We start from the raw sequence: 25,187 nt of genomic DNA, 5'->3' as shown, positions 1-25,187 counted from the left end.
ATGTCTCACGATCTGTTCGAAGCCGCCCGCGGCGCCATGGCCTTTGCCCATGCGCCCTATTCGAAATTCCCGGTCGGTGCGGCGATCCGCGCCGAGGACGGTAAGGTTTATACCGGCGCCAACGTCGAAAATCTCTCCTTTCCGCAAGGGTGGTGCGCCGAGCCGACGGCGATCGGCGCCATGATCATGGGCGGCGCGAAGAAGATCGTCGAGATGGCCGTCATTGCCGAGAAGCTGCCGCTTTGCCCGCCCTGCGGCGGCTGTCGCCAGAAGATCTCCGAATTCGCCTCCAAGGAGACGAAGATCTACCTCTGCGATGAGGCGGGCGTGAAGAAGACCATGACGATGGAAGAGCTTCTTCCCTTCAGCTTCGAGACTGAACTCGGATGAAGGCGACGGTCAGCCTGCTCGCCGCATTGCTCGGGGGCATCAAGCCGCGCCACGGTATCGTACTCGGCTCCGGTCTCGGCTCCCTCGTCGGGGAGCTGGACGGCGCCGTTCGTGTTCCCTATCGCGACCTGCCGGGCTTTCCCGTCAGCGCCGTMTCCGGACATGCAGGCGAAGTCGTCGCCGGCCGCCTCGGCGGCGTGCCCGTTATCATGCTCTCCGGCCGCGTGCATTATTACGAGAAAGGCGATGCCAACGCCATGCGCCTGCCGATCGAGGTGCTGAAGGCGCTCGGCGTCGAAGCGCTGATCCTGACCAATTCGGCCGGATCGTTGCGTGACGACATGCCGCCCGGTTCGGTGATGCAGATCATCGATCACATCAACTATTCCGGCATGAACCCGCTGATCGGCGAGGAAAGCGATCACCGTTTCGTCGGCATGACCAATGCCTATGATTCAGGCCTTGCCGCGGCGATGCAAAGGGCAGCGGCAAAACTTGAAATCGACCTGGCACAGGGTGTCTATATGTGGTTCTCCGGTCCCAGCTTCGAAACGCCGGCCGAAATCCGCATGGCGCGCATCCTCGGCGCCGATGCCGTCGGCATGTCGACGGTGCCCGAGGTCATCATCGCAAGAATGCTCGGCCTGAGGGTTGCAGCCGCCTCCGTTATCACCAACTATGGGGCAGGCATGACCGGCAATGAGCTCAGCCATGAAGAAACCAAGGACATGGCGCCCATTGGCGGCGCCCGTCTCGCCGCCATATTGAAAGACATGATTGCGGCTGGAACAGGATGATTTTTGGGCCGGGTCGGCCTAAAATCTGAATCCTGTTCTACATTATATAGTGAGAGCATGACGTCGTCCGAAAACCGCTCACATTTTCGGCATCATGCTCTAGAGGAAGCAAAGATGAATGGCCATTCCAACCGGGAAACGGCGGCTGTCGCCCTTTCTCTTCTCGATCTCACCAATTTGAAGGATGATTGCACCGAGGCGCAGATCGACACGCTCTGCGCCCGGGCGCAGACGCCCTACGGCAACAGTGCTGCGATCTGCATCTGGCCGCGGTTCGTCGCCCAGGCTCGCAATATCCTTGGCACCGGGCATGCCGTGCGTATCGCGACCGTCGTCAACCTTCCCTCCGGCGATATGGAAGTGGCCGATGTCGCTGCCGAAGCACGCGAGGCGATTGCCGATGGCGCCGATGAGATCGATCTGGTCATCCCTTACCGCAAGCTGCTCGCCGGCAATGAGAAGGCGGTGACCGACATGGTCAAGGCCGTGCGCGCAGAATGCGCCGGCCCCGTCCTGCTGAAGGTCATCATCGAGACTGGCGAGCTGAAGGATGCGGCATTGATCCGCCATGCCTCCGAACTCGCCATCGATGCCGGCGCCGATTTCATCAAGACCTCCACCGGCAAGGTCGCCGTCAATGCGACGCTCGAAGCCGCCGACATCATGATCCGCGCTATCCGCGAAAGCGGCCGCAAGGTTGGCTTCAAGCCGTCAGGCGGTATCGGCTCGGTGGCCGATGCCGCACTCTATCTGAGCCTTGCCGAAACCATCATGACACCGGACTGGCCGATGCCATCGACGTTCCGCTTCGGCGCTTCCGACCTGCTCGACGATAYCCTGGCGGTTCTGAGCGGAACACAGTCGGCATCGGCTGCGGCGTCGGGCTACTGAAATGATTCCGCAGGAGATCATCCGTCGCAAGCGCGATGGCGACGAACTCGACGCCGCCGATATCAGCTCCTTCATCGCGGCACTCGCTGCCGGCCAATTGTCGGAAGGCCAGATCGGCGCGTTCGCCATGGCTGTTTGGTTCAAGGGCATGTCGCGGGCCGAAATCGTGGCCTTGACGCTGGCGATGGCCGATTCCGGCAACAGGCTGCAATGGACCGATATCGACCGCCCGATCGCCGACAAACATTCGACCGGCGGCGTCGGCGACAATGTTTCGCTGATGCTGGCGCCGATCGCTGCTGCCTGCGGCCTGGCCGTTCCGATGATCTCCGGACGCGGTCTTGGCCACACCGGCGGCACGCTGGATAAGCTCGAATCCATTCCCGGCTATCTAATCACCCCGGATGCTGACCTGTTCCACAAGGTCGTGAAGGAGGCGGGATGCGCCATCATCGGCCAGACCGGGACCTTGGCGCCCGCCGACGGCAGGCTCTATGCCGTGCGCGATGTGACCGCCACCGTCGATTCCATTCCCCTCATCACCGCTTCTATTCTCTCGAAGAAACTTGCGGCCGGGCTCGAGACGCTGGTGCTCGACGTCAAGGTCGGCAACGGCGCTTTCATGGCTGACCGCAGCCAGGCGGAGACCCTGGCGCAGTCGCTGGTCGAGGTGGCCAATGGCGCCGGCGTGAAGACCTCGGCCCTGATCACCGACATGAACCAGCCGCTCGCCGATAGTGCCGGCAACGCCGTCGAGATGCGCAACTGCTTGGACTTCCTGGCGGGCAGAAAAAAGGACACGCGGCTTGAGACCGTCGTTCTCGCCTTCGCCGCCGAAATGCTGGTGAAATCCGGCATTGCCGCTTCGTCTGATGAAGCCGAGACGATGGCGCGTCGAGCCCTGTCATCGGGAAAGGCGGCAGAGGTCTTCGCGCGCATGGTATCGATGCTCGGCGGCCCGGCTGATCTCATCGAAAACCCCGACCGATATCTGGCCAGGGCACCTGTGGAAAAACCTGTCCCGGCCGCCCGGTCCGGCTGGCTTGCCGCCTGCGATGCACGCGGGATCGGCGTCAGTGTCATCGACCTCGGCGGCGGAAGACGCCATCCGGCGGACCGGATCGACCACCGCGTCGGCTTTTCCGAACTCCTGCCGCTCGGCACCCGTGTGACCGCGGGCGAACCGATTGCTCTCGTTCACGCCGCTGACGAGGCCGCAGCGGAGAGGGCGGCTACAGCACTTGCCACGCACTACCGCATCACCGAGGACAGGCCGGAGCTGACACCGGTGATTGCGGGGCTGGTCTAATGCGGTTTACTGCTTGAGGCTGAGCGAGCCGTCGGCGACGGAATAGGAGGCGAGCTTCTGCAGGAAGCTCATGCCGACCAGCGTCGTCGTCAGCGCATCGTCCCTCAGGACGAAGGCTTCGACATCGCGCACGCGAATACCGCCGATTTCGACCCGGTCGAGTGTCACATGCGCGGCCTTCGTCTGACCGTTCGCAGTGTTCACGCCATAACGGAAATCGAGCTGGTTGGCCGTGAAGCCCAGTCGGCGGGCGAGTGTCTCGTTGAGCGCCACATAGGTGGCGCCGGTATCGATCAGGCCCTGCACCGGCTTGCCGTTGATCTTGAAGCTGCCGGTATAGTGGCCCTGCGCATCGGCCTGCAGGCGGATCGCATTGCTGCCGGATACCGGCGCGGGTACTGCGGGCTCATTGCTTTCGGTCGATACGTAATTGGCGGAGAGGGCGTCAGCAGGTTGCTGGCTGGTGCTTCCGAAGAAGGAAGGCACCTGTGTGGCGAGCACCGCGGCGATGCTGGCGAATAGGACGGTACGCACGAGCATGAAACAGAAATCCTTCCTGTATAAACCCCGCTTCATGCGGGGCCTCATGCTTCAGGCTTCCTAAACCTCAAGTGCTGATAAGTTGCTAATATCGACGACAAAAGGCCCGGATTGAACCACCGGGCCCTAAAGTCTTTCGAATTGGTAAAAGAAGGCTGAAATTACTTGGTGCCGTACATGCGGTCGCCGGCATCGCCGAGGCCGGGCATGATGTAGCCCTTCTCGTTGAGATGACTGTCGATCGATGCGGTGAAAACCGGAACATCGGGATGCGCGGCGCGGAAGTTGCGGATGCCTTCCGGGGCGGCAAGCAGGCAGAGGAAGCGGATATTGTGGGCGCCGCGTTCCTTGAGTTTGTCGATCGCCGCGATCGAGGAATTACCGGTCGCAAGCATCGGGTCGACGACGATGATCAGGCGCTCGGCCACGTCCTCCGGCGCCTTGAAATAATATTCGACCGGCTGCAGCGTCTCGTGGTCGCGGTAGACGCCGATATGCGAGACGCGGGCGGAGGGCACGAGATCGAGCATGCCTTCGAGCAGCCCGTTGCCGGCACGCAGGATCGAGGCGAAGACCAGCTTCTTGCCCTCAAGGATCGGCGATTCCATCGTCTGCAGCGGCGTCTCGATCGTTTCCATCGTCAATTCGAGATCGCGGGTCACCTCGTAGCAGAGCAGGGTCGAGATTTCGCGCAGCAAGCGCCGGAAACTTCCCGTCGATGTCTCCTTGCGCCGCATGATGGTGAGCTTGTGCTGCACAAGCGGATGATCGATGACCGTGACGCCGTCCATGGGGAAGCCTTTCATTCTTTCTATCGGATGTTTCTTTCACGGAAATCGGCCTGACCGCAAGAGTGGCGGTCAATTTGCGTCGATCTTCCCCAGTCTCTCGAGTCTTTTAAAGCCGGGCGAGCAAAGTCTTTCGTGTCTCATCGTCGACGAAGGCGGCCTCGATCGCAGTGCGCGTTATGGCGTCGATCTCCGCGTCGCCGAAGCCGAAAGCCCCGGCGGCAAGCTCATATTCTCGCTTGAGCGAGGTATGGAAGAAGGGCGGATCGTCTGAGCTGATCGTCACCCGCACGCCTGCTTCCTTCAGATGACGCAGCGGATGGGAGGCGAAATCGGGAAAGACCCCGAGCGCGATATTGGAGCCCGGGCAGATCTCGAGCACGGTGCCGAGATCAGCAAGCCGCTTCACCAGATCGAGATCCTCGATGGCGCGCACCCCATGGCCGATGCGCGAGGGGCGCACCGCGTCGAGCGCGTCGGCGACGCTGAAGGCACCGCAGACCTCGCCGGCGTGGATCGTGAGCCCGAGGCCGGCGTCGCGGGCGATATCGAAGGCGCGGGCATAGTCGGCGACGCGGCCCATGCGCTCCTCGCCGGCAAGGTTGAAGCCGGTAATCAAAGGATTGCCAGCCTTTGCCGCATATTCGGCAGCACCAATGACGCTCTCAGGACCGAAATGCCGCTCGCCGGTGACGATCAGCCGGGCCTCGATGCCGTTCTTTTCCTTGGCCCGCCGGATGCCTTCGCAGACACCGGATATATAGGCATCGGCGCCCAGCCCGATGCGCTTGCCGTGATCGGGCGAAACGATGAGCTCGCTGTAGATCGTATCGATGCGGGCCAGTTCGTCGAGATAGGTTTCGGTCAGAAGCGCATAGTCCTCCTCGGTCCTGTAGACCTCGGAAACCTTGTCGTAACATTCGAGGAAGCTTGCGAAATCATGCCAGACATAGGCTCCGTCGCGAAGCTCGGCGCTGATGTCGACCCCATACTTCCGCGCCTGCGCCGCGGTCAGAGCTGGAGGTGCCGCACCCTCCAGATGGCAGTGCAGCTCGACCTTTTTCAGATGCGACGTCACAGAAAACTCCTTCCATGCGGTCCGGCCGGGATGCCGAGATGCCGGGCGATGCTCTCGCCGATATCGGCATAGCTGCGGCGCAGGCCGATCGAACGCGACCGGATACCGGGGCCATAGGCGATAACAGGCACGCGCTCGCGCGTATGATCCGTACCGCGCCAGGTCGGATCGCAGCCATGATCGGCGGTGAGCACGACGAGATCGCCGGGCTTCAGTTTCTTGTGGACTTCGGGCAGGCGCGCATCGAAGGCTTCGAGTGCCGCGGCATAACCCGGCACATCGCGGCGATGGCCGTAGATCATGTCGAAATCGACGAAATTGGTGAAGACGAGATCGCCATCCTCAGCCTCGTCGATCGCCGAGAGCGACGCATCCATCAGCGCCTCGTTGCCGTTCGCCTTGATGACCCTCGAAATGCCCTGATGCGCGAAGATGTCGCCGATCTTTCCCACAGTATGCACGTGCCGGCCATGCTCGATCAGCCGGTCGAGCAGCGTTGGCTCCGGCGGCAGCACGGAAAAGTCGCGCCGGTTTCCGGTGCGCTGGAAGGAAGAGGTAGACTGGCCGATAAAGGGCCGGGCGATGACGCGGCCGATATTGTAGGAATCGAGCAGTCCCCGGGCCAAACGGCAGAAGGCGAGCAGACGATCGAGGCCGAAATGCACCTCGTGCGCCGCGACCTGGAAGACCGAATCCGAGGAGGTATAGCAGATCGGCTTGCCGGTGCGGATATGGTCCTCGCCGAGCCGGGCGATGATCTCCGTTCCCGAGGCATGGCAGTTGCCGAGAATGCCGGGCACATCAGCCTCCCTGCATAATGTCTCGATGAATTCTGGAGGAAAGGCGTCGCCCTCCGTCGGGAAATAGCCCCAATCGAAACTGACAGGTGTTCCCGCGATCTCCCAATGGCCCGACGGCGTATCCTTGCCGCGGGAGATTTCGGTGGCCGCGCCATAAATACCGTAGACCTTCTCCGGGACGGGCATGCCGGCCGGAAACCGGCCAGAGGCCGACCGCGCAATGTGCATCAGCCCAAGTTCCGACATGTTGGGCAGGGAAAGCGGCCCTTCGCGCAACCCGGCGCGGTCCCCGGCTCCGGCTGCGCAGAACTCGGCGATATGGCCGAGCGTATCAGCGCCTTCGTCGCCATAGGCAGCCGCATCTGGTGCTCCGCCAACGCCGAAAGAATCCAGAACGAAAAGAAAGGCACGCGCCATTTTACACCCGAGAGAGCCGATCGCTGGCCTCTGGAATGTCGGAGGCCGCTGAGATCCAGCCATATAATGCCGCGGCCGGCTTGGCAAATTACAGCGCCGCGCGTCTTTTCCAGGGATGCTGTAACACCTTGAATTGCTGCATGACGCCGTAAATCCATTTCGTTCTAGGGCGTTATGCAGCAGAGAGGAGCGGGAAGGGGCCGTCAGCAGTCGCCGCAGGGAATCGAGTCGCCTTGTCGCTGGCGGTAGAAATAACTGCGGCCGATGGTGATCGTGCGCATGCCGTCCGGCATGAAGTTCGGGGCAAACAGGAACATCGTATAGGGGATGCTGAGCTCGGTGCGAACCAAGAAACTGTTCGCCGTCTTCATGTCCGCTGGCACGTTGCTCACTGTGGCGTTCTTGGCATAGGGCACCGTCCCGTCCTGCGCCCAGGACCAGAGCACCTTCGCATTGGCGCCGGCATCGATGGTAACCCCGGTGATCTTCAGCGTCAGCGCCGTCGAATTGTAGGGCACGAAGATCGCCGTTGCCACCGAAGGCATCTGCGCGAGCGCGCTCTTCGTGACGGATTGCTGCTGGGTGATGAGGTCGGCCACCGTTCCTGCGGCGCGTGTCACGCGCTTGCTGACGCTGAGGCCGATCGTGATCTCGAAAGCGCCAATATAGAGCATGATGAGCACGGGAAAGAGGATCGCGAATTCGATCGCTCCGGCGCCCTTGCGATCTCGGATGAGCCGCCGCGCCGTCAGGACCAGTCTTGTGAACGGATTGCGCAACGCCATTATGGATACTGCTCGTTCTGGAAGGCCGCGGTGGCGACGATCAGATATTGGCTCGGCATCGAACCGTCGGAGGGACGTATCGTGGTGATGTAGGGCCGGACCAGATCCGTAATGATTTCCCAGCGATAATAGGCACGGACCATGTTGATCGTGCCGGCGCCGCCCGGCGTATATTTGAAGACCGCCGTATTGATGTCGGCATATTTGTCGGTGGAAAGCTTGGGGATCGTCGTCGGAATGGCCGAAAACGTGCTGAACGTCTGCACATCCAGGTAGAGCTTGCTCGGCGTGGCGACTTCACTCGCCGAGCAACGGATCAGGATCGATATCTCATCGCAGAAAGCCTGGCGGAATTGCGCCTGGTCCATATCGGTCGTGCGGCCGAGATTATAGGTGACCTGCCCGGTTCGCATCCGGCGGCTCATCGTATCAACGCCGTTGGAAACGAGTTCCTCGGCGGCGAAGGCGACGAAAGTTTCGAGAATTGCGAAAATCACCAGGAAATAGGGAATGGCAAGCAGCGCGAACTCGATCGCCGCTGCGCCGTCGCGCGAGCGGGCGAGAGCGCGAAACCGTAAGAAACGGAATGGCATAAAGGCACGCGCCTTATCCGTCTTCTGATCAATTACCGTCATTGCCTGGACCTAAGCGACATTCTCCGTCCGTCACACTAGGATCCGTTCGTTGATTTTCCGTTTCAACCTGACACGATGATTTTAACGAATGGTCGAGGAAGCTGCGAGACATGCTCAGGGTGAGGCGGTCGCGGTGGCCGCTTGCTGCGCATGCTGCTCGCAATTCGGCGTGCAGGACAGCACGGAGCGCTCGGTCTGCCGGTAGACGCGCACCGTATTGCCCTCATCGATCGACACCAGGATGCGTTCGTCGAGGATCGCATTGCCGTCGGCATCGAGAAGCACCAGATTGGTGGTGCCGAAACTGCGTCCTGTCAGCACGATGGTCTTGGCGTCGGCAACCGTCGCATCGGCGACCTTGGCATTGCCGACGATCACCTTGCTGACGGGGCGGTCAAGCTTCAATACGCGCGCGTGATCCATGTAGACGCGCAGCATGTCATCGTCTGCGGCCGCGGAAACTCCCGAAATACCGAAAACGGCGATCATGCCGGCAAAGAAAATGGTTTTGCCGCTTGATGACATTTGGTCCTCTTTCACGATCACAGCGCAATATGCGCATAGAATGGAAAAAAATGGTGAACGAAGCCTTAAGCCGACCGCTCTGTTCCAGGATGAAGCGTAATGCTCCGATCTGGCACGGTTTCGGGGCGGCGCACGCCCCGGTTGGAGACGCAATTTGTGCTATTTCCGGATGAATGCAGCAGTTATTCCCGGAATATTGTTAAATATTGAGGGAAGTGCGTAAGAAAATACTGACTCTACAAAGGCCTGTTGTCTCGTTCAGATGTCGTTAACTCTTTTCCTTAAGCCGATGGAAACGGCCATTCGCTAGGTTGCAGTCATCCGATCAACGGCAAACAGTTGGCGGACGTGCTGAACATCAACTGGAGTTAGGAGTTATCATGACCAAGCTTTTTAGCCGTTTTCTGAAGGACGAATCCGGCGCGACCGCAATCGAATACGGCCTGATCGCCGCCCTCATTTCCGTAGCGCTCATCACCGGCGCAACGACCCTCGGCGGCAAGATCGGCGATACGTTCAACAACTTGGGCACCAAGATGAATACTGCGGCCACTGCGAGCGGCAGCTAAGCAGCAGCATCTGCATAATGCCGGCCGGATTTGCTCCGGCCGAGAACTATTCGAGCGGGCTCACAGGCTGAACGGCCGTGAGCCTTTTCGCATCATGTCATGATCGGGTATACGCATGTTCGCAGCTGCAGTTTTCCTAATACTGCCACTCTGCCTAGCCATGGCGGCCTTCTCGGATCTGTTGACCATGACGATCCCGAACCGTATTTCCTTGATCCTTGTTGCCTCTTTCCTTCTCCTCGCGCCATTCTCCGGCCTGGGCCTGGAAATGATCGGCATGCATCTCGCCGCTGCTGCCATCGTCTTTGGCGCCTGCTTTGCCCTTTTTGCCTTTAATGTGATGGGCGGCGGCGACGCCAAGCTGTTGACCGCGACCGCGCTCTGGTTCGGTCTGAACCAATCCCTTGCGTTCCTCATGACCGACGTTGCCATGATCGGCGGCCTCATCACCCTGTTGATCCTGCTGGTGAGAGCGCAATCGGACACCATCCTCGCCATCGGTTTGCCGGTGCCGAACTCGATCCTGCTCGCCAAGAAGATCCCCTATGGCATCGCGATCGCGATCGGCGGTTTCATGGCCTTTCCTTCCTCGCCGCTCTTTCTCGTCGCGCTGGAAAGCCTGAAATAACGGTATTTTAAATGCCCGTTAACTTAAAATGTAAGCGTTCCATTAACCATAATTATACCAATTGCTGAGCATTCTACAGGGCGAACATATCGTGCCCTGAGGAATGATCGATGAAACCGGCCCGCCTTATAATCCTAGCTGTCGCCGTGGTGGCAGCCGGCCTCGCCGGCCTCCTGGCAATGCGCATGGCTGGCAGTGGCGGTGTCGTCACCCAGGTTCAGTCGGTCATCGAGAAGGAACCGACCGTCAACGTCCTCGTTTCAAGCGCCAATCTGCCGGTCGGCGCAAGGCTGGACGACAAGTTGGTGCACTGGATGGCCTGGCCGCAGGGCGGCGTCGTCCAGGGCCTCATCACCGAAGCCGACAAGCCGGATGCGATCAAGGATCTGCAGGGCGCCGTCGTGCGCCTGCCGATCTTCGAAGGCGAACCGATCCGGCCGGAAAAGATCGCCGATTCCAGCAGCCGCATCCTCTCCTCGCTGTTGCCGGCCGGCAAGCGCGCCGTCGCGACCGAGATATCGGTGGCAACAGGTGCCGGCGGTTTCATCCTGCCGAACGACCGCGTCGATGTCATCATGGTCCGCAAAGGCACCGAAGCCGACAAGCTCATCACCGAAACCGTGCTGAGCAATGTCCGCGTCCTCGCCATCGACCAGCAGATCCAGGAAAAGGACGACGGCTCGAAATCGGTGGTCGGTACGACCGCGACGCTCGAACTCACCCCTGATCAAACGAAGGTTCTCGCTGTCGCCCAGCAGATGGCGGACCGGCTGTCGCTCGCGCTGCGCTCGGTCGCCGATGCGCAGGAGCAGGATACCAGTGCCGCCGACTATCTCCTGAGCGGTGACAACGGCAGTGCGATCATCCAGGTCATCAAGTCGGGCGCCATCGTCACGGATGCCAGCGCAGCGCCGAAGGCGGAGTAAAAGGACGTGCAAATGGGCAATTCAACGCGGCGCGCCGGACCTCTCCTGACAGGCTGCCTTTCGCTGGCAATAGGCGTCTCCGGTATAGTGCCGACCTCTTTCTCCCCGTTTCTCGGCGCCGGCGAGGCGCACGCCGATTCCGATAGCCTGGTCCGGATCTCTCAGACCGGCCCCAATGCCCATCGCCGGCTGAAGCTCGGGCTCAACAAGGCCGTCGTCGTCGATCTGCCGGACGACGCGCACGATATCCTCGTCTCCGATCCGACCATGGCCGATGCCGTGACCCGCACCTCGCGGCGCATCTACCTGTTCGGCAAGAAGGTCGGCCAGACCAATATCTTCGTCTTCGGTGCCGGTGGGCAGGAGATCGTCAATCTCGACATCGAGATTGAACGCGACGTCTCCGGCCTCGAAGTCAATCTCCGCCGCTTCATTCCCGACTCCAACATCAACGTCGAAATCGTCTCCGACAACATCGTGCTGACCGGCACCGTGCGCACGCCGCAAGATGCCACGCAGGCGGCCGATCTGGCGCAGGTCTTCCTGAAGGGCGGCGAGGCGACGACCAGAACCGAGACCGCATCCGGCACCGGCGGCGATAGCTCGGTGGCGYTCTTTGCCGAAAACCGTCAGGCCTCGCAGGTCGTCAATCTTCTGCAGATCGAGGGCGAGGACCAGGTCACTCTCAAGGTGACGATCGCCGAGGTCCGCCGCGAAGTGTTGAAGCAGCTTGGCTTCGACAACCTCGTTTCCAGTTCCTCCGGCATGACGGTCGCCCAGCTCGGCAGTCCCACCGCCGACAGTGCCACATCGACGGTTGGCGGCGGTCTGGCGGCGCTCTTCAAGAGCTCGATCGGCAAATACGACATTTCGACGTATCTCAACGCGCTGGAGCAGGCCAAGGTCGTCAAGACGCTCGCCGAGCCGACGCTGACGGCGATATCGGGTCAGGCCGCGACCTTCAATTCCGGCGGTCAGCAGCTCTATTCGACGACCGACAGCAACGGCAACGTCACCGTCACGCCGTTTAACTATGGTATCAACCTCGCCTTCAAGCCGGTCGTGCTGTCATCGGGACGCATCAGCCTGCAGATCAAGACCAATGTCTCCGAACCGGTGGCCGGCAGCGGCAACGCCACCTATCAGCGCCGTTCGGCGGAGACCTCGGTGGAGCTGCCCTCGGGCGGCTCGATCGCACTCGCCGGCCTTATCCGCGATAACATTTCCCAGACGATGGGCGGCACGCCAGGCGTCTCGAAGATCCCGCTGCTCGGCACRCTCTTCCGCCAGAAGGGTTTCGAGCGTCAGGAAACCGAGCTCGTCATCATCGCAACGCCCTATCTGGTGCGTCCGGTGGCGCGCAATCAGCTCAACCGGCCGGACGACAATTTTAGCCCTGAGAACGATGGTGCAACCTTCTTCCTCAACCGTGTCAACAAGGTCTATGGCCGCCGCGAGGCGCCCGTCGCCGACGCGCAGTTCCACGGCTCGATCGGGTTCATCTACAAATGAGCGGGACACGATCGGCAGCAATGGCACAGAACAGAGATCAGGCGATGGCCCACATGAATTCGACGACACCCCGCTTCGGAATCTCGAAGGCGTTTTTTGCGACGGCTGCCATTTCGGTGGCCGTCCTTTCCGGATGCGCCGGCCCGCACGACCAGCTGACGACCGGCGGCATTCCGGACGATTACCGCGCCCGCCACCCGATCATCGTGACGGAGGCGGAGCAGACGGTTGATATACCCGTCGCCTCCACCGATCGCCGCCTGACCATCGCCCAGCGCGATCTGATCCGCGGTTTTGCCGCAAACTACATCTCGCGCGCCTCAGGCCCTGTTTACGTGCTGTCGCCGCAAGGTTCGCCGAATTCGGCGGCAGCCTATCAACTGCGCAATCAGGTCCGTGCCGAGTTGGCGTCGCGGGGGATCGCAAGTTCGAAAATCGTCAACACTTCCTATGCCGCGGCCGGCCCCGGTGATGCGGCGCCGATCCGGCTGAGCTTTACCGGCACCACCGCGATCACCACGCAATGCGGCCAGTGGCCGAAGGATATCTCGAACGATCTCACCAACCAGAATTACTATAATTTCGGCTGTGCCTCGCAGAACAACCTTGCTGCCCAGATCGCCAATCCGGAGGATCTGGTGGCGCCCCGCGGCATGACCCCGATCGACGCACAGCGGCGCAACAATGCCATCCAGGAATACCGGACGACGACGACGACGATCGAAGATGTCGGCAGCGACAGCAGCTTCTGAGGCGGAACGAGACGATGAGCGCGATCGAATACGAAATCAGGAATCCCAGCGAGCTTCGCAACGCCGAGGAGGCGGTGCGCATGGCGGATCTGGAAAACATGCGGCCGCTGCCGCGCATCTCCGTCCACGCCTTCTGCGAGAGCGAGGCCCTGCAGCATGTCATGGAACGCTGCGCCAATGATCGGCGCGTGGCGAAGGTCAGCATGCGCATCACCAGCGGCGGCACCGCCGCTGCCGCCAACATGTTTTCCGGCGCCCCGACACCGAACCTCATCATCCTTGAGACCAAGGCGAATGCCGCGAACCTGCTCGCCGAACTCGCGCCGCTCGCTGCGGTCTGCGATCCGACGACCAAAGTCGTCATTATCGGATATTACAACGATATCGGGCTTTATCGCGAGCTCATCCGCAACGGCATTTCCGAATATATGGTCCAGCCCGTCGCCATGCCCGATATCCTTGCGGCGATGGCCTCGATTTTCGTCGATCCGGACGCCGAGCCGCTCGGTCGCAGCATCGCCTTCATCGGCTCGAAGGGCGGCACCGGCGCCTCGACCATTGCGCATAATTGCGCTTTCGGCATTTCCAATCTCTTCTCCACCGAGACGATTCTCGCCGATCTCGACCTGCCCTATGGTACGGCGAACATCGATTTCGACCAGGATCCGGCCCAGGGCATCGCCGAAGCGGTCTTCGCGCCCGATCGTCTCGACGAGGTCTTCCTCGACCGCCTGCTGACGAAATGCTCCGAGCATCTGTCGCTGCTTGCGGCACCCTCGCTGCTCGACCGTGCCTATGATTTCGACGGCCAGGCTTTCCAGCCGGTGCTCGATGTCTTGCAGCGCAGCGCGCCCGTCACCGTGCTCGATGTTCCGCATGCATGGTCGGAATGGACGCGCTCGGTGCTGTCGAGCGTCGACGAAGTGGTCATCGCAGCCGTTCCCGACCTCGCCAACCTGCGCAATGCCAAGAACATGCTGGATGCACTGCGCAAGATGCGGCCGAACGACAGGCCGCCGCATCTCATCCTCAATCAGGTCGGCATGCCGAAACGTCCGGAGATTTCGCCGTCGGATTTTTGTGAGCCGCTGGAGATTGATCCGATCGCGATCATTCCCTTCGACATCAATCTTTTCGGCAACGCCGCCAATAGCGGCCGGATGATCTCGGAAGTCGACCCGAAGTCGCCGACGGCGGAGACCTTTTCGCAGATATCGCACATCGTCACCGGCCGTGTCGCGATCAAGAAGGCGAAGAAGGGCGGCCTGATGGGCCTCCTGAAGCGCAAGTAGATGATGAGCAATTCCAGCAAAACTGTGCAGCGGTTTTGCGTCAGGAATTGCATGAAAACAAAAAGATAGAGCATTTCCGTGACTCGGAGAGATCGGGAAATGCTCTAGAATGAGCAGATTGGATCGACTGGCATGTTTGGAAAACGCGGAAACGAAGGTTCCGGAAAGGTCGGAGGAGCGATTGCGCCCCCGCCGCCGGCTCCGGCCGCCGCCCCTGCGGTCTCTTCCCCCTCCATTCTGGTCGAACCTTCGCGCGAGTCCGCACGCCAGCAGGTGACGCCACCGCCGATGCAGACGCCGCAACGCAAGCGCCCGGCCCGCACCGATGAATATTACGACACCAAGGCGCAGGTCTTTTCCGCGCTGATCGATACGATCGATCTCTCGCAGCTTTCCAAGCTCGACGGCGAAAGCGCCCGCGAGGAAATCCGCGACATCGTCAACGACATCATCACCATCAAGAACTTTGCGATGTCGATCTCCGAGCAGGAAGAGCTGCTCGAGGATATCTGCAACGACGTCCTCGGTTACGGCCCGCTGGAGCCGTTGCTCGCGCGCGACGATATTGCCGACATCATGGTCAACGGCGCCGGACAGACGTTCATCGAAGTCGGCGGCAAGACGATCGAATCGGAGATCCGCTTCCGCGATAACGCGCAGCTTCTCTCGATCTGCCAACGCATCGTCAGCCAGGTCGGCCGCCGTGTCGACGAATCGAGCCCGATCTGCGACGCCCGCCTGCCGGATGGCTCGCGCGTCAACGTCATCGCGCCGCCGCTGTCGATCGACGGGCCGGCGCTCACCATCCGCAAGTTCAAGAAGGACAAGCTGACGCTCGATCAGCTCGTCCGTTTCGGCGCGATCACGCCGGAAGGCGCAACCGTGCTGCAGATCATCGGACGTGTGCGCTGCAATGTCGTCATTTCAGGCGGCACCGGCTCGGGTAAAACCACGCTTCTGAACTGCCTCACCAATTATATCGACAGGGACGAGCGCGTCATCACCTGCGAGGATACGGCCGAACTGCAGCTGCAGCAGCCGCATGTCGTCCGTCTCGAAACGCGCCCGCCGAATATCGAAGGCGAGGGCGAGATCACCATGCGCGATCTCGTCAAGAACTGCCTGCGTATGCGTCCCGAGCGCATCATCGTCGGCGAAGTGCGCGGACCGGAGGTTTTCGACCTGCTGCAGGCGATGAACACCGGTCACGACGGCTCGATGGGCACGATCCACGCCAACACGCCGCGCGAATGCCTGAGCCGTATCGAATCGATGATCGCCATGGGCGGCTTTACCCTGCCGGCAAAGACGGTGCGCGAGATCATTTCCAGCTCGGTCGACGTCGTCATTCAGGCGGCACGCCTTCGTGACGGTTCGCGCCGCATCACCCAGATCACCGAGGTGATCGGCATGGAAGGCGACGTCATCATCACCCAGGATCTGATGCGCTACGAGATCGAAGGCGAGGATGCAAACGGCCGCCTGATCGGCCGGCACATGTCGACCGGCGTTGGCAAGCCGCATTTCTGGGATCGCGCCCGCTACTTCAACGAGGAAAAACGTCTTGCCGCTGCTCTCGACGCGATGGAAGCGAAAACGAAGGAATAGGTGAGATGTTCGGGTTCGATCCGGTAGTGTTGRCAATCATCATCCTCGCCGCCGTCTCCGCGGCGGCGGTCGCCTATGCCCTGTTGTTTTCGAAGATCGAGGCCGACAAGAAATCGGCAAGCCGCATCAACCGCGTCAAATCGGCCGAAAGCGACCGGGTCAAGGTCAAGGCTGCCCGTGACCGGGTGCAGGAGCTGTCGAAGCGCCGCAAATCGGTGCAGGACAATCTGAAGGATCTGGAAAAGCGCCAGCATGAAAAGACCAAGAAGACCTTGTCGATGAAATCCCGGCTGGTGCAGGCCGGCCTGACGATCACACCGGCGAAATTCTATCTCATCAGCGCCATCTTCGCCTCCGTGCTGCTGTTCGTCGCCCTCGTCGTCGGTGTGTCGTTGATGGTCATGGTCGGTATCGCCGTCGTCGCCGGTCTCGGCCTGCCGCGCTGGGTCCTCGGCTTTCTGATCAAGCGGCGCCAGACCAAGTTCCTCAACGAACTCCCCAATGCACTTGACGTCATCACGCGCTCGATCAAATCGGGTCTGCCGCTCAACGATGCCATCCGCCTTATCGCCACCGAAGGCACCGACCCGGTGAAGAGCGAATTCCGGCGCGTAATCGAGGCGCAACAGGTGGGTCTCAGCATCCCCGACGCCTGCGCCCGCATGACGATCCATATGCCGCTCCAAGAGGTCAACTTCTTCGCCATCGTCATCGCCATCCAGTCGCAGGCCGGCGGCAATCTGTCGGAAGCGATCGGCAATCTCTCCAAGGTACTGCGCGAGCGCAGGAAGATGAAGGCCAAGGTCCAGGCGCTGTCAATGGAAGCCAAGGCATCGGCCGTCATCATCGGGGCTCTGCCGTTCATCGTCGCGACCCTCGTCTATCTCACCTCGCCGAATTACATGATGATCCTTTTCACCGATCCGCGCGGCCATTTCATCATGGGTTTCTCGGCGATCTGGATGTCGATCGGCATCTTCGTCATGCGCAACATGGTCAATTTTGACATCTAGCCGGAAGGAAGCACCATGTCGCAGGACCTTGCCGCAACGCTGACCAATTCGAGCATGCTGATCGCCGTCTTCGTTGCGATCGCGGTTTTCGCCACCTTTTACACGATCGCCATTCCCTTCTTCGAGCGCGGCGATCTCAACAAGCGCATGAAAGCGGTTTCGACCGAGCGCGAGCAGATCCGTGCCCGCGAACGCGCCCGCATGAACATGGAAACCGGCGCCAACAAGGCCTCGCTCCGGAACCAGAACAATCGCTCGGTCCGCCAGATCGTCGAGCGCTTCAACCTGCGCAAGGCGCTCGTCGACGACAATACGGTCAACAAGCTGCGTGCCGCTGGTTTCCGCTCGGAGAATGCGCTGAATACCTTTCTCGTGGCGCGTTTCCTGTTGCCCTTCCTTTTTCTGACGCTTGCCGCCGTCTGGGTCTTCGGGCTCGGCAATCTCGCCGGAAGAGGCATGCCCATCCGTCTCTTCGCCGTCATCGGCGTCGGTTATCTCGGCTTCTACGCGCCGAATATCTATATCTCGAACCGCATGGGCAAGCGCCAGCACTCGATCAAGCGCGCCTGGCCGGATGCGCTGGACCTGATGTTGATCTGCGTCGAATCCGGCATCTCGATCGAGGCTGCGATGCGTCGTGTGTCCGAAGAACTCGGCGAGCAGTCGCCGGCACTCGCCGAGGAGATGGTGCTGACCACGGCCGAGCTCTCCTTCCTGCCGGATCGCCGCGTGGCGCTCGAAAATCTTGCCACGCGCACCCAGATCGAGTTGGTACGTTCGGTGACTCAGGCGCTGATCCAAGCCGATCGCTACGGTACGCCGGTCGCGCAGGCGCTGCGCGTTCTCGCCCAGGAAGGACGCGACGAACGCATGAACGAAGCGGAAAAGAAGGCGGCTGCCCTGCCGCCGAAGCTGACGGTGCCGATGATCCTGTTCTTCCTGCCGGTGCTGATCGCCGTCATTCTCGGTCCGGCTGGCATCCAGGTGTCAGACAAGTTCTGACGGTTGAGCCGGAAAGAGGCGACCGCTTTCGGCAGAAGACGACGATGTGCATCAAGGACCATCGGTCCGATCCGCAGCCTTAAACGCGCGTGACCGCCGCCTGTAGAGCTGATAAATGGGATGGACGACCATCGGCAAGCGCAGGCGCGCCCCGCGGCGCCCCTGACGTTCGTTCAATCCAAAAGAGAGGTTTCCGATGTCTTCTGCGGGCATTTTCATCAGCATCATGGCAGCCTTGGCCGTCGGCGCGATGAGCCCCGGCCCGAGTTTCGTCGTCGTCTCCAGGATCGCCATCTCGCGTTCGAGGCTGGATGGCCTTGCGGCCGCACTTGGCATGGGCGCCGGCGGTGTCGTTTTTGCCGTGCTGGCGCTTGCCGGGCTGACGGCGCTGCTGTCTCAGTTCGAATGGCTCTATGTCCTGCTGAAGGTCGCGGGAGGCGCCTATCTCGTCTATATCGCCGTCAATATCTGGAGGAGCGCCGGTCAGCCGCTCGAGGTCTCCGACACTGTCAACGGCAATCGTGCGCCGAGGCTGAGCTTCATGACCGCGCTGCTGACCCAACTCAGCAACCCGAAGACCATCATCGTCTATGCCAGCATCTTTGCCGCACTTTTACCGAGGACGGTGCCGCTCAGTCTCATCGTCGCGCTGCCGCTCGGCGTCTTCGTCGTGGAGGCGGGGTGGTATTCGATCGTCGCCTTCGCTTTTTCGGCCCGCCACCCGCGGCGGCTCTATCTTGCAGCCAAGAGCTGGATCGACCGCACTGCGGGTGTCGTCATGGCCGGCCTCGGCCTCCGGCTCATTCTCGCGGGCGTAAGTGATCGATAGGCTGTCGCACGTGACTTCGGACCGCTCTCAAGCACAGAGGAGATCCGGTCAGTTGGTATTGCTGCTGTCCGCTGTGCCCGGCGTCTTGTCCTTGGCGGCGAGTTTCTGCCAGGAATTCTGCTGTGAGAGCATGCCTCTGAGATAGGCGACATTGGCATCGGCCTGTTGCGGCGAAAGTTCGCGCCGGGCGATCTGCTCGGCTTCCGGGAAACGTCCTTGCAGACCGACGACGAGGGCAAGGTTCTGCCTGACGCGGCTGTCGGCCGTCGGCTGGCTGGCGGCGGAGCGCAGATAGGTTTCGGCCGTGCGCAGATCGCCGGTCAGCACGTAGGACATGCCGAGGTTGGAAAGGATGGAGGGCTCGTTCGGCTGGATGTCGAGCGCGTCGCGGTAGCGCTGCCTGGCATCGCTTGCCCGGCCCATCTGGTCGAGAATCGCGCCTTGGGCCGAGATCAGCTTCCAGTCCGGACGGTCGGGTGTCTGGGCGCGACCGATCGTGTCGAGCGCCTGCTGGAACTGGCCGGCCGCCGCCTGCGCCTTGCCGTAGGCGGCCAGCACGTTGCGGTCGCCGGGATTGGCGATCGCCACCTGCTGCATGACGGCGAGCGCCTGTGTGTCGCGGCCGTTCATGCGCAGCAGATTAGCATAATTGACGCCGGTGACGGGATCACGCGGGTTTTTTTCATAGGCCTGGCCGAGCCGGTCCGTCGCCGAGCGCAGCTCGGTCGCGTCCATCTCTTCGACCGGCTTGGTGAGCTTCGGCACCGAGCCGGTTGTCATCCGATCCTTGGTCGTCGAGCAGCCGGCAAGCGCCAGGACGATCAGCGAGGCCGCAGCGCCCTGCAGGATACGATTCGTGAATATGGTGGTGAGCGAGGCAGGCATGACGCGTTCCTGGATTCCGAAATCGGCGCCTGACCTCGAAGCGGAACAGGGAAAGGTTTGACGCAATCTTCGCTCCAGCAATAGTCTGTTAACCCTAACAGACCGTTAAGGAACGATTCCTTACGACCGCCGAAGGACAATCATGGCCCCCTACCAGTTCATCGAGAGACCGACTCCTTTCAACACGAAGGGCGGTTCGACGCTGCCGATCTTTGCCGTCACGCCTGCCCATATCGAGACCGGCACGATCGATCCGATCGCGCTCGATTGGGCGCGCAGAGCAGGCTACAAGGCCGAAAGCGGGTCGCTGCTGCTGATTCCGACGGCTGAAGGCCATCTCGGCGGCGCGCTTTACGGCCTCGGCACCAATCCATCCGAGCAGCCTTACATCACCGGCAGGCTCGCCCGCGCTCTGCCGGCCGGCGACTGGCACATCGAGACCGCGCCGCTGACGGCAAATCGCCTGGCCCTCGGCTTTGGGCTCGGCAGCTACCGTTTCGACCGTTACAAATCCGAAAAATCGCCGGCGGCGACGCTGATGATCCCCCGCGATGCCGACGCCGCCGACATCAAGCGCCAACTGGCCGGCGTTTTTCTCGCCCGTGACCTCATCAATACGCCGACGAATGATATGGGGCCGGTGCAGCTCGAGGCCGTTTTCCGTAGCTTGGCCGAACATTACAAGGCGGAGATATCGGTGATTACGGGCGACGACCTGCTCACGCAAAACTTCCCGCTGGTCCATACCGTCGGCCGCGCCAGCGCCGATGCGCCGCGCCTTCTCGAGCTGCGCTGGGGCAAGAAGGGCCATCGCAAGGTGACGCTCGTCGGCAAGGGCGTCTGCTTCGACACCGGCGGTCTCGACATCAAGCCTGCCGCCTCCATGCTGCTGATGAAGAAAGACATGGGCGGCGCGGCGAATGTCATGGGGCTTGCCCTGATGATCATGGACGCCAAGTTGAAAGTCGACCTGCGCGTTATCGTCCCGGTCGTCGAAAACGCGATCTCGTCCAATGCCTTCCGCCCCGGCGACATCTATCGGAGCCGCAAGGGCCTGACCGTCCAGATCGACAATACCGACGCCGAGGGCCGTCTGATCCTTGCCGATGCGCTTGCCTATGCCGACGAGGAAGAGCCCGAGCTCTTGATCGACATGGCGACACTGACCGGCGCTGCCCGCGTTGCCCTCGGTCCGGACCTCCCGCCCTTCTTCACCGATGACGCCAATCTGGCGCATGACCTCACCGAAGCGAGCCTGGAAACCGACGATCCGATCTGGCGTCTGCCACTCTATTCCGGCTACGAAAAGGATATCCGCACAAAGTTCGCCGACCTTACCAACGCGCCCGCCGGCGGCATGGCGGGGGCGATCACTGCGGCCCTCTTCCTCAAGCGCTTCGTCAGCAAGGCGAAGAGCTGGGCGCATTTCGACATTTACGGCTGGGCCCAGGCCGAACGACCACATTCGCCGGGCGGCGGCGAGGCACAGGCGATCCGCGCGCTCTTTCATCATATCCGTGAGAGCCTGCGCTGACGCCATACTAAAGCGCGTCGCTGAGGCGCATCGCATGATCCCTGTTCACGCGCTGCGCCTCGCTACCGATCGTTAAAATTTTATTCACCTTGCCGGGCGGCAATTTCCAGCGCCCCTTGCATGTGCATGGCAACTGCCGGAAAATGAAACGTTAGCGTAACGATCTTCCGGAGGGGCCGTGCCGATCGAACTGACCGCCTCGCAGGCGCTGGGGCTCTGGCATGGCGCGGCGCTCGATCAGGTCCGCCACGATGACCGCGATTTGACGTTGCGCCAGATGGCGATCCTGCTGCATATTTATCTGGTGCCGCCACCGCACACGGTGCGCGGGCTTGCCGCCACGCTTGATGTCACCAAGCCGGTCATTACCCGCGCCTTGGATACGATGGGCGAGATGGGCCTGGTCGATCGTGTGCGTGACGATGCCGACCGGCGCAACGTGATCATCAAGCGCACCGTCGGCGGCGCGCTCTACCTGGAAAAGCTCGGCGATCTCATACGAGATCAGGCCCGCCGGCTGCCGATCTGAAAGGAATGCGAATGACGATGCTCGACCGCCGCCTGCATGCCTACAGACCTGATCTCGCGGAAGCGAGGCTTGAAGGCAAGGTCGAGGCGTCGCGCTTTGTGGAAGGCGCGCCGGCGCGTGTTGCCGTTCCCGTCGTGGGTTTGCGCCCTGAACCGGTCCTTGCGCGCGGCATCGATACCGAGTTGCTTCTCGGCGAGGACGTGACGGTTTTCGATCGCGCCGATGGTTGGTGCTGGGTGAAAGCCGTCTCTGACGGCTATGTCGGTTATGTGGCGGCAGACGCGCTCTTGGAAGGCAAGCCGGCGCCGACCCATATCGTCACCGTGCAGCGCAGCTTCGTCTATCCGGAACCGGAACTGCGCAAGCCCCACCAGGCCACGGTGTCGATGGGAAGCCGCGTTCATGTCGCCGGCGAAGCGGAAGCGCGGGGCAACCGCTACGTCGTGCTCGAGGACGGAACGGCGATCTTCGCCAAGCACGTCCAGCCGATCGGCGCTCTCGATGGCGCCGATTACGTTGGCATCGCAGCCCGTTTCCTGGAAACGCCCTATCTCTGGGGCGGACGCTCCGGCCTCGGCATCGATTGCTCCGGCCTCGTCCAGTTGGCGATGCTGATGGCGGGCAGAGCTGCGCCGCGCGATACCGACCTGCAGGCGGCAGGCCTCGGCCAGCCGATCGATCGCTCCGAAGTCCGCCGTGGCGACCTCGTATTCTGGAAGGGCCATGTCGCCATCTTCGAGGATCCGGAAACCATCCTCCATGCCAATGGCCACAGCATGACGGTGGCGCGCGAGAATTTCGCGGCCGCGGTCGAGCGCATCGGCTGGCTCTACCAGCAACCGACCGGCTATCGCCGCCCGATCAACTGATCAGCTGATCGGAGGCCGCGGCCAGGATCTCACCCCGCCCGTCCAGTCCTCGAAGGCTTTCGACAGCCTCAGCACCCGCATGTCGTCGAAACGCGGCCCGACGATCTGCAGGCCGATCGGCATGCCCGATCGGGAGAAACCGCAATTGATCGAAGCGGCCGGCTGCTCCGACATGTTCCAAGGCACCGTGAAACCGATATGCTCGAAGGGCAGGGCCGGATCGTTGGTCGGCGATGCCCATTCGGCCGGATAGGAGATGATCGGWTTGGTCGGCGAAAGCAGAGCGTCGATCTCGGTAAACAGCCGTCCGCAGCTCTTGCGCATCTCGATCGTCTGGTTGAAGCCCCTGACCGCATCGACGCCGCTGATATCGGCGCCGCCCATCGCCCAATCCCTGATATAGGGCAGGATGCTGTCGCGCCTGTTATCGTCGAGCTCGGCGATATCGCCCCAGAACCGGGACCGCCAGAAATTGTCGAGGCCATCCAGCATCGCGCGCGTCAGCACCGGCTGGACTGATACAATGGTCGCGCCGGCCTTCTCGAAATGTTGCGCCGCCGCTTCGACCGCGACCCTGATCTCATCCTCCACCGCAAGCCCGCAGCCGGCATCGAGCATCAGCCCGATCTTCATGCCCGACACGTCGATATCGAGATCCATCCAGTTGAAATCGTTCGGCGGCAGGCTAGTGCCGTCGCGCCAGTCCGGGCGTGACAGCGTCGCCATCGAAAAGGCCGCATCCTCGACCGTGCGCGCCATCGGCCCGACGCAGCGCCCGACATAATAGGGATCGGCTGGAATGCGCCCATGGCTCGGCTTGAAGCCGAAGATGCCGGTCCAACCGGCGGGAAGGCGCACCGAGCCGCCGATATCGGTGCCGATATGCAGTGGTCCGTAGCCGGCGGCCGCCGCTGCGGAAGCCCCGGCGCTCGATCCGCCGGGATTTTGCGTGGTGTTCCAGGGATTGCGGCTGAGAGGATGAAAGCTCGAAAGCCCGGAGGAAAGCATGCCGTAATCGGGGCAGGTGGTCTTGGCGAAGATCACCGCGCCGTCTTCCCGCAGTCGGGCGGCCGCCGGTGCGTCGGCCTCTGCCGGCTTCAGTTCCACGGCCCTCGTGCCTGATGGCACCGGCTGGCCCTTCGTGGCGATCAGCTCTTTCAGCGTCACCGGGATGCCGTCCAGGGCGCCGAGCGTTTCTCCCTTCGCCCAGCGCTCCGTCGATGCTTTCGCCTGCGCGCGCGCCGATTCCGGATCGTAGAGGTAGAGTGCCGAAATCGAAGGCTCCCAGGCCGCGATATGGTCTTCGAGGGAAAGCCAGTATTCGAGGGGGGAGAGGCTTTTATCAGCGAAGCGCTGCCTGAGTTCGCGAATGGTAAGGTCGGTTTCGGTCATGGCATGGTCTTTCGGGCTTTTCGTCTTGGGAGGACATCAGCGGCGCGGATCGAGCAGATCGCGCAAACCGTCGCCGAGCATGTTGAAGCCGAAGACGGTGAGCGCGATGGCAAGGCCGGGCAGGATCGCTAGCCAGGGGGCGAGCGCTAGATAGGTTTGCGCATCGGCAAGCATCCGGCCCCAGGTCGGCGCCGGCGGCGCCATGCCGAGTCCGAGGAAACTGAGACCCGCTTCGGTGAGGATCGCCAGCCCCAGCTGGATCGCGCCATGCACGATGATCTGGCTCATGATATTCGGCAGCACATGGCGCAGCGAAATGGTCAGTCGCGTATTGCCGATGGCGCGCGCCGCCGTCACATAGTCGCGGCTCCAGGCCTGCAGCGAGGTCGCGAGTGTGACGCGGGCAAAGACCGGGATCATGAAGACGGCAATCGCGGTGATCGCGGTGAACCGCCCTGGCCCGAGAAAGGCGCCGAGCATCATGGCGGACAGGATCGGCGGCAAGGCAAAGATGACGTCGCAGATGCGCATCAGCAGCGCTTCGAAGGGACCGCGGATCGCCGCGGCTGAAATACCTGATATCGAACCCAGCGTCCCGCCGATCATAACCGCTGTGATGGCGATCGACAGTGAATTCCAGCAGCCTGCCATCAGCATCGAAAGCACGTCGCGGCCGAACTGGTCCGTGCCGAGCAGGCCGAAGGCAAGCGGCGGCTGCAGCTTGTGGATGATCTGCATTTTCGCCGGCGGCAGCGGCGTCCAGACGAGCGACAGCAGCGCAACCGCGACCAGCAGGCCGATGATGACAGTCCCAGCAATCAGGTTCATTCGCCGGCTAAGTCTAAAGACTCGATGGCGGCTGGCGATCGCGGGGGATGCAATCGGTACCATG

General features: G+C 61.8%; 27 protein-coding genes. 17 read left to right on the top strand and 10 right to left on the bottom strand.

The window, feature by feature from the left end; genetic code table 11:
- From AC1ECN_RS08175 to deoA, 4 genes are all read left to right on the top strand, one after another.
- Nucleotides 1–390, top strand: a complete 390-nt coding sequence (locus tag AC1ECN_RS08175) for a cytidine deaminase (RefSeq protein WP_130656747.1) — start codon at nucleotides 1–3, stop codon at nucleotides 388–390.
- Entirely contained in the window at nucleotides 387–1,187 is an 801-nt protein-coding gene (locus AC1ECN_RS08170) for a purine-nucleoside phosphorylase (protein ID WP_130673376.1), read from the top strand. The genes AC1ECN_RS08175 and AC1ECN_RS08170 overlap by 4 nt, the downstream gene beginning before the upstream one ends.
- Nucleotides 1,188–1,301: 114 nt before the next feature.
- Complete coding sequence (deoC, locus tag AC1ECN_RS08165) at nucleotides 1,302–2,078, top strand: deoxyribose-phosphate aldolase (RefSeq protein ID WP_477952686.1); 777 nt, start codon at nucleotides 1,302–1,304, stop codon at nucleotides 2,076–2,078.
- Between the two features lies 1 nt (nucleotide 2,079).
- A complete protein-coding gene (deoA, locus tag AC1ECN_RS08160) occupies nucleotides 2,080–3,387 on the top strand; it encodes a thymidine phosphorylase (RefSeq protein ID WP_130673377.1) in 1,308 nt (435 codons plus the stop codon).
- A gap of 6 nt (nucleotides 3,388–3,393) precedes the next feature.
- Here deoA and AC1ECN_RS08155 read toward each other — a convergent pair whose 3' ends face one another.
- From AC1ECN_RS08155 to AC1ECN_RS08125, 7 genes are all read right to left on the bottom strand, one after another.
- Nucleotides 3,394–3,963 (bottom strand): TIGR02281 family clan AA aspartic protease, encoded by a 570-nt coding sequence (locus AC1ECN_RS08155; protein WP_130673378.1) that lies wholly within the window; start codon nucleotides 3,961–3,963, stop codon nucleotides 3,394–3,396.
- A 125-nt stretch (nucleotides 3,964–4,088) separates the two neighbouring features.
- Nucleotides 4,089–4,718 carry a uracil phosphoribosyltransferase gene (upp, locus tag AC1ECN_RS08150; protein ID WP_003544477.1) on the bottom strand — a complete coding sequence of 210 codons (630 nt, stop codon included), beginning with the start codon at nucleotides 4,716–4,718 and terminating at the stop codon, nucleotides 4,089–4,091.
- Between the two features lie 106 nt (nucleotides 4,719–4,824).
- Nucleotides 4,825–5,793, bottom strand: a complete 969-nt coding sequence (locus AC1ECN_RS08145; RefSeq protein ID WP_130673379.1) for an adenosine deaminase — start codon at nucleotides 5,791–5,793, stop codon at nucleotides 4,825–4,827.
- Nucleotides 5,790–7,010 carry a phosphopentomutase gene (locus tag AC1ECN_RS08140; RefSeq protein WP_130673380.1) on the bottom strand — a complete coding sequence of 407 codons (1,221 nt, stop codon included), beginning with the start codon at nucleotides 7,008–7,010 and terminating at the stop codon, nucleotides 5,790–5,792. The genes AC1ECN_RS08145 and AC1ECN_RS08140 overlap by 4 nt, the downstream gene beginning before the upstream one ends.
- Nucleotides 7,011–7,213: 203 nt before the next feature.
- A complete protein-coding gene (locus tag AC1ECN_RS08135; protein WP_130673381.1) occupies nucleotides 7,214–7,795 on the bottom strand; it encodes a TadE/TadG family type IV pilus assembly protein in 582 nt (193 codons plus the stop codon).
- A complete protein-coding gene (locus tag AC1ECN_RS08130; protein ID WP_130673382.1) occupies nucleotides 7,795–8,430 on the bottom strand; it encodes a TadE/TadG family type IV pilus assembly protein in 636 nt (211 codons plus the stop codon). Before AC1ECN_RS08130 ends, AC1ECN_RS08135 begins: the two co-directional genes overlap by 1 nt.
- 114 nt (nucleotides 8,431–8,544) lie before the next feature.
- Nucleotides 8,545–8,955, bottom strand: coding sequence for a pilus assembly protein N-terminal domain-containing protein (locus AC1ECN_RS08125; RefSeq protein ID WP_024323514.1), 411 nt, complete (start codon nucleotides 8,953–8,955; stop codon nucleotides 8,545–8,547).
- 380 nt (nucleotides 8,956–9,335) lie between these two features.
- Between AC1ECN_RS08125 and AC1ECN_RS08120 the strand changes: the two genes are divergently transcribed.
- From AC1ECN_RS08120 to AC1ECN_RS08075, 10 genes are all read left to right on the top strand, one after another.
- Nucleotides 9,336–9,524 carry a Flp family type IVb pilin gene (locus tag AC1ECN_RS08120; RefSeq protein ID WP_018070319.1) on the top strand — a complete coding sequence of 63 codons (189 nt, stop codon included), beginning with the start codon at nucleotides 9,336–9,338 and terminating at the stop codon, nucleotides 9,522–9,524.
- A 115-nt stretch (nucleotides 9,525–9,639) separates the two neighbouring features.
- The gene (locus tag AC1ECN_RS08115) at nucleotides 9,640–10,152 is read left to right on the top strand and encodes an A24 family peptidase (RefSeq protein ID WP_018070318.1); all 513 of its coding nucleotides are present in this window, start codon (nucleotides 9,640–9,642) and stop codon (nucleotides 10,150–10,152) included.
- 110 nt (nucleotides 10,153–10,262) lie between these two features.
- The gene (cpaB, locus tag AC1ECN_RS08110; RefSeq protein ID WP_018070317.1) at nucleotides 10,263–11,078 is read left to right on the top strand and encodes a Flp pilus assembly protein CpaB; all 816 of its coding nucleotides are present in this window, start codon (nucleotides 10,263–10,265) and stop codon (nucleotides 11,076–11,078) included.
- A 12-nt stretch (nucleotides 11,079–11,090) separates the two neighbouring features.
- Nucleotides 11,091–12,590 carry a type II and III secretion system protein family protein gene (locus tag AC1ECN_RS08105; RefSeq protein ID WP_477952682.1) on the top strand — a complete coding sequence of 500 codons (1,500 nt, stop codon included), beginning with the start codon at nucleotides 11,091–11,093 and terminating at the stop codon, nucleotides 12,588–12,590.
- A complete protein-coding gene (locus tag AC1ECN_RS08100; RefSeq protein ID WP_130673384.1) occupies nucleotides 12,587–13,342 on the top strand; it encodes a CpaD family pilus assembly protein in 756 nt (251 codons plus the stop codon). Before AC1ECN_RS08105 ends, AC1ECN_RS08100 begins: the two co-directional genes overlap by 4 nt.
- Nucleotides 13,343–13,356: 14 nt before the next feature.
- Nucleotides 13,357–14,634 (top strand): CpaE/TadZ family protein, encoded by a 1,278-nt coding sequence (locus AC1ECN_RS08095; RefSeq protein WP_130673385.1) that lies wholly within the window; start codon nucleotides 13,357–13,359, stop codon nucleotides 14,632–14,634.
- Between the two features lie 132 nt (nucleotides 14,635–14,766).
- Nucleotides 14,767–16,242: a TadA family conjugal transfer-associated ATPase gene (locus tag AC1ECN_RS08090; protein WP_130673386.1), complete on the top strand. Its 1,476-nt coding sequence runs from the start codon at nucleotides 14,767–14,769 to the stop codon at nucleotides 16,240–16,242.
- Between the two features lie 5 nt (nucleotides 16,243–16,247).
- Entirely contained in the window at nucleotides 16,248–17,255 is a 1,008-nt protein-coding gene (locus AC1ECN_RS08085) for a type II secretion system F family protein (protein ID WP_477952679.1), read from the top strand.
- Between the two features lie 15 nt (nucleotides 17,256–17,270).
- Nucleotides 17,271–18,257 carry a type II secretion system F family protein gene (locus AC1ECN_RS08080; RefSeq protein WP_130673388.1) on the top strand — a complete coding sequence of 329 codons (987 nt, stop codon included), beginning with the start codon at nucleotides 17,271–17,273 and terminating at the stop codon, nucleotides 18,255–18,257.
- 196 nt (nucleotides 18,258–18,453) lie between these two features.
- Nucleotides 18,454–19,086 (top strand): LysE family translocator, encoded by a 633-nt coding sequence (locus tag AC1ECN_RS08075; protein ID WP_130673389.1) that lies wholly within the window; start codon nucleotides 18,454–18,456, stop codon nucleotides 19,084–19,086.
- A 48-nt stretch (nucleotides 19,087–19,134) separates the two neighbouring features.
- Here AC1ECN_RS08075 and AC1ECN_RS08070 read toward each other — a convergent pair whose 3' ends face one another.
- A complete protein-coding gene (locus AC1ECN_RS08070) occupies nucleotides 19,135–19,971 on the bottom strand; it encodes a tetratricopeptide repeat protein (RefSeq protein ID WP_130673390.1) in 837 nt (278 codons plus the stop codon).
- A 142-nt stretch (nucleotides 19,972–20,113) separates the two neighbouring features.
- Here AC1ECN_RS08070 and AC1ECN_RS08065 point away from each other — a divergent pair, with 142 nt between their 5' ends.
- From AC1ECN_RS08065 to AC1ECN_RS08055, 3 genes are all read left to right on the top strand, one after another.
- On the top strand, nucleotides 20,114–21,505 hold the full coding sequence (locus AC1ECN_RS08065) for a leucyl aminopeptidase family protein (protein WP_130673391.1): 1,392 nt from the start codon (nucleotides 20,114–20,116) through the stop codon (nucleotides 21,503–21,505).
- Nucleotides 21,506–21,683: 178 nt separating this feature from the next.
- On the top strand, nucleotides 21,684–22,034 hold the full coding sequence (locus AC1ECN_RS08060) for a MarR family transcriptional regulator (protein ID WP_003544522.1): 351 nt from the start codon (nucleotides 21,684–21,686) through the stop codon (nucleotides 22,032–22,034).
- A gap of 11 nt (nucleotides 22,035–22,045) precedes the next feature.
- Complete coding sequence (locus AC1ECN_RS08055; RefSeq protein WP_130673392.1) at nucleotides 22,046–22,903, top strand: C40 family peptidase; 858 nt, start codon at nucleotides 22,046–22,048, stop codon at nucleotides 22,901–22,903.
- On the opposite strand, the gene AC1ECN_RS08050 is transcribed toward AC1ECN_RS08055, so the two are convergent.
- Together AC1ECN_RS08050 and AC1ECN_RS08045 are read right to left on the bottom strand one after the other, a co-directional pair.
- Nucleotides 22,904–24,295 carry an amidase gene (locus tag AC1ECN_RS08050; RefSeq protein ID WP_477952677.1) on the bottom strand — a complete coding sequence of 464 codons (1,392 nt, stop codon included), beginning with the start codon at nucleotides 24,293–24,295 and terminating at the stop codon, nucleotides 22,904–22,906.
- 36 nt (nucleotides 24,296–24,331) lie between these two features.
- Entirely contained in the window at nucleotides 24,332–25,186 is an 855-nt protein-coding gene (locus tag AC1ECN_RS08045; protein WP_130673394.1) for an ABC transporter permease, read from the bottom strand.
- Nucleotide 25,187: the final 1 nt, after the last annotated feature.

The sequence above is a fragment of the Rhizobium sp. 01N447_2 genome, from assembly GCF_056399245.1.
The sequence above is the reverse complement of the archived record's forward strand: the minus strand, read 5'-3'. Positions and strand labels throughout refer to the sequence as shown.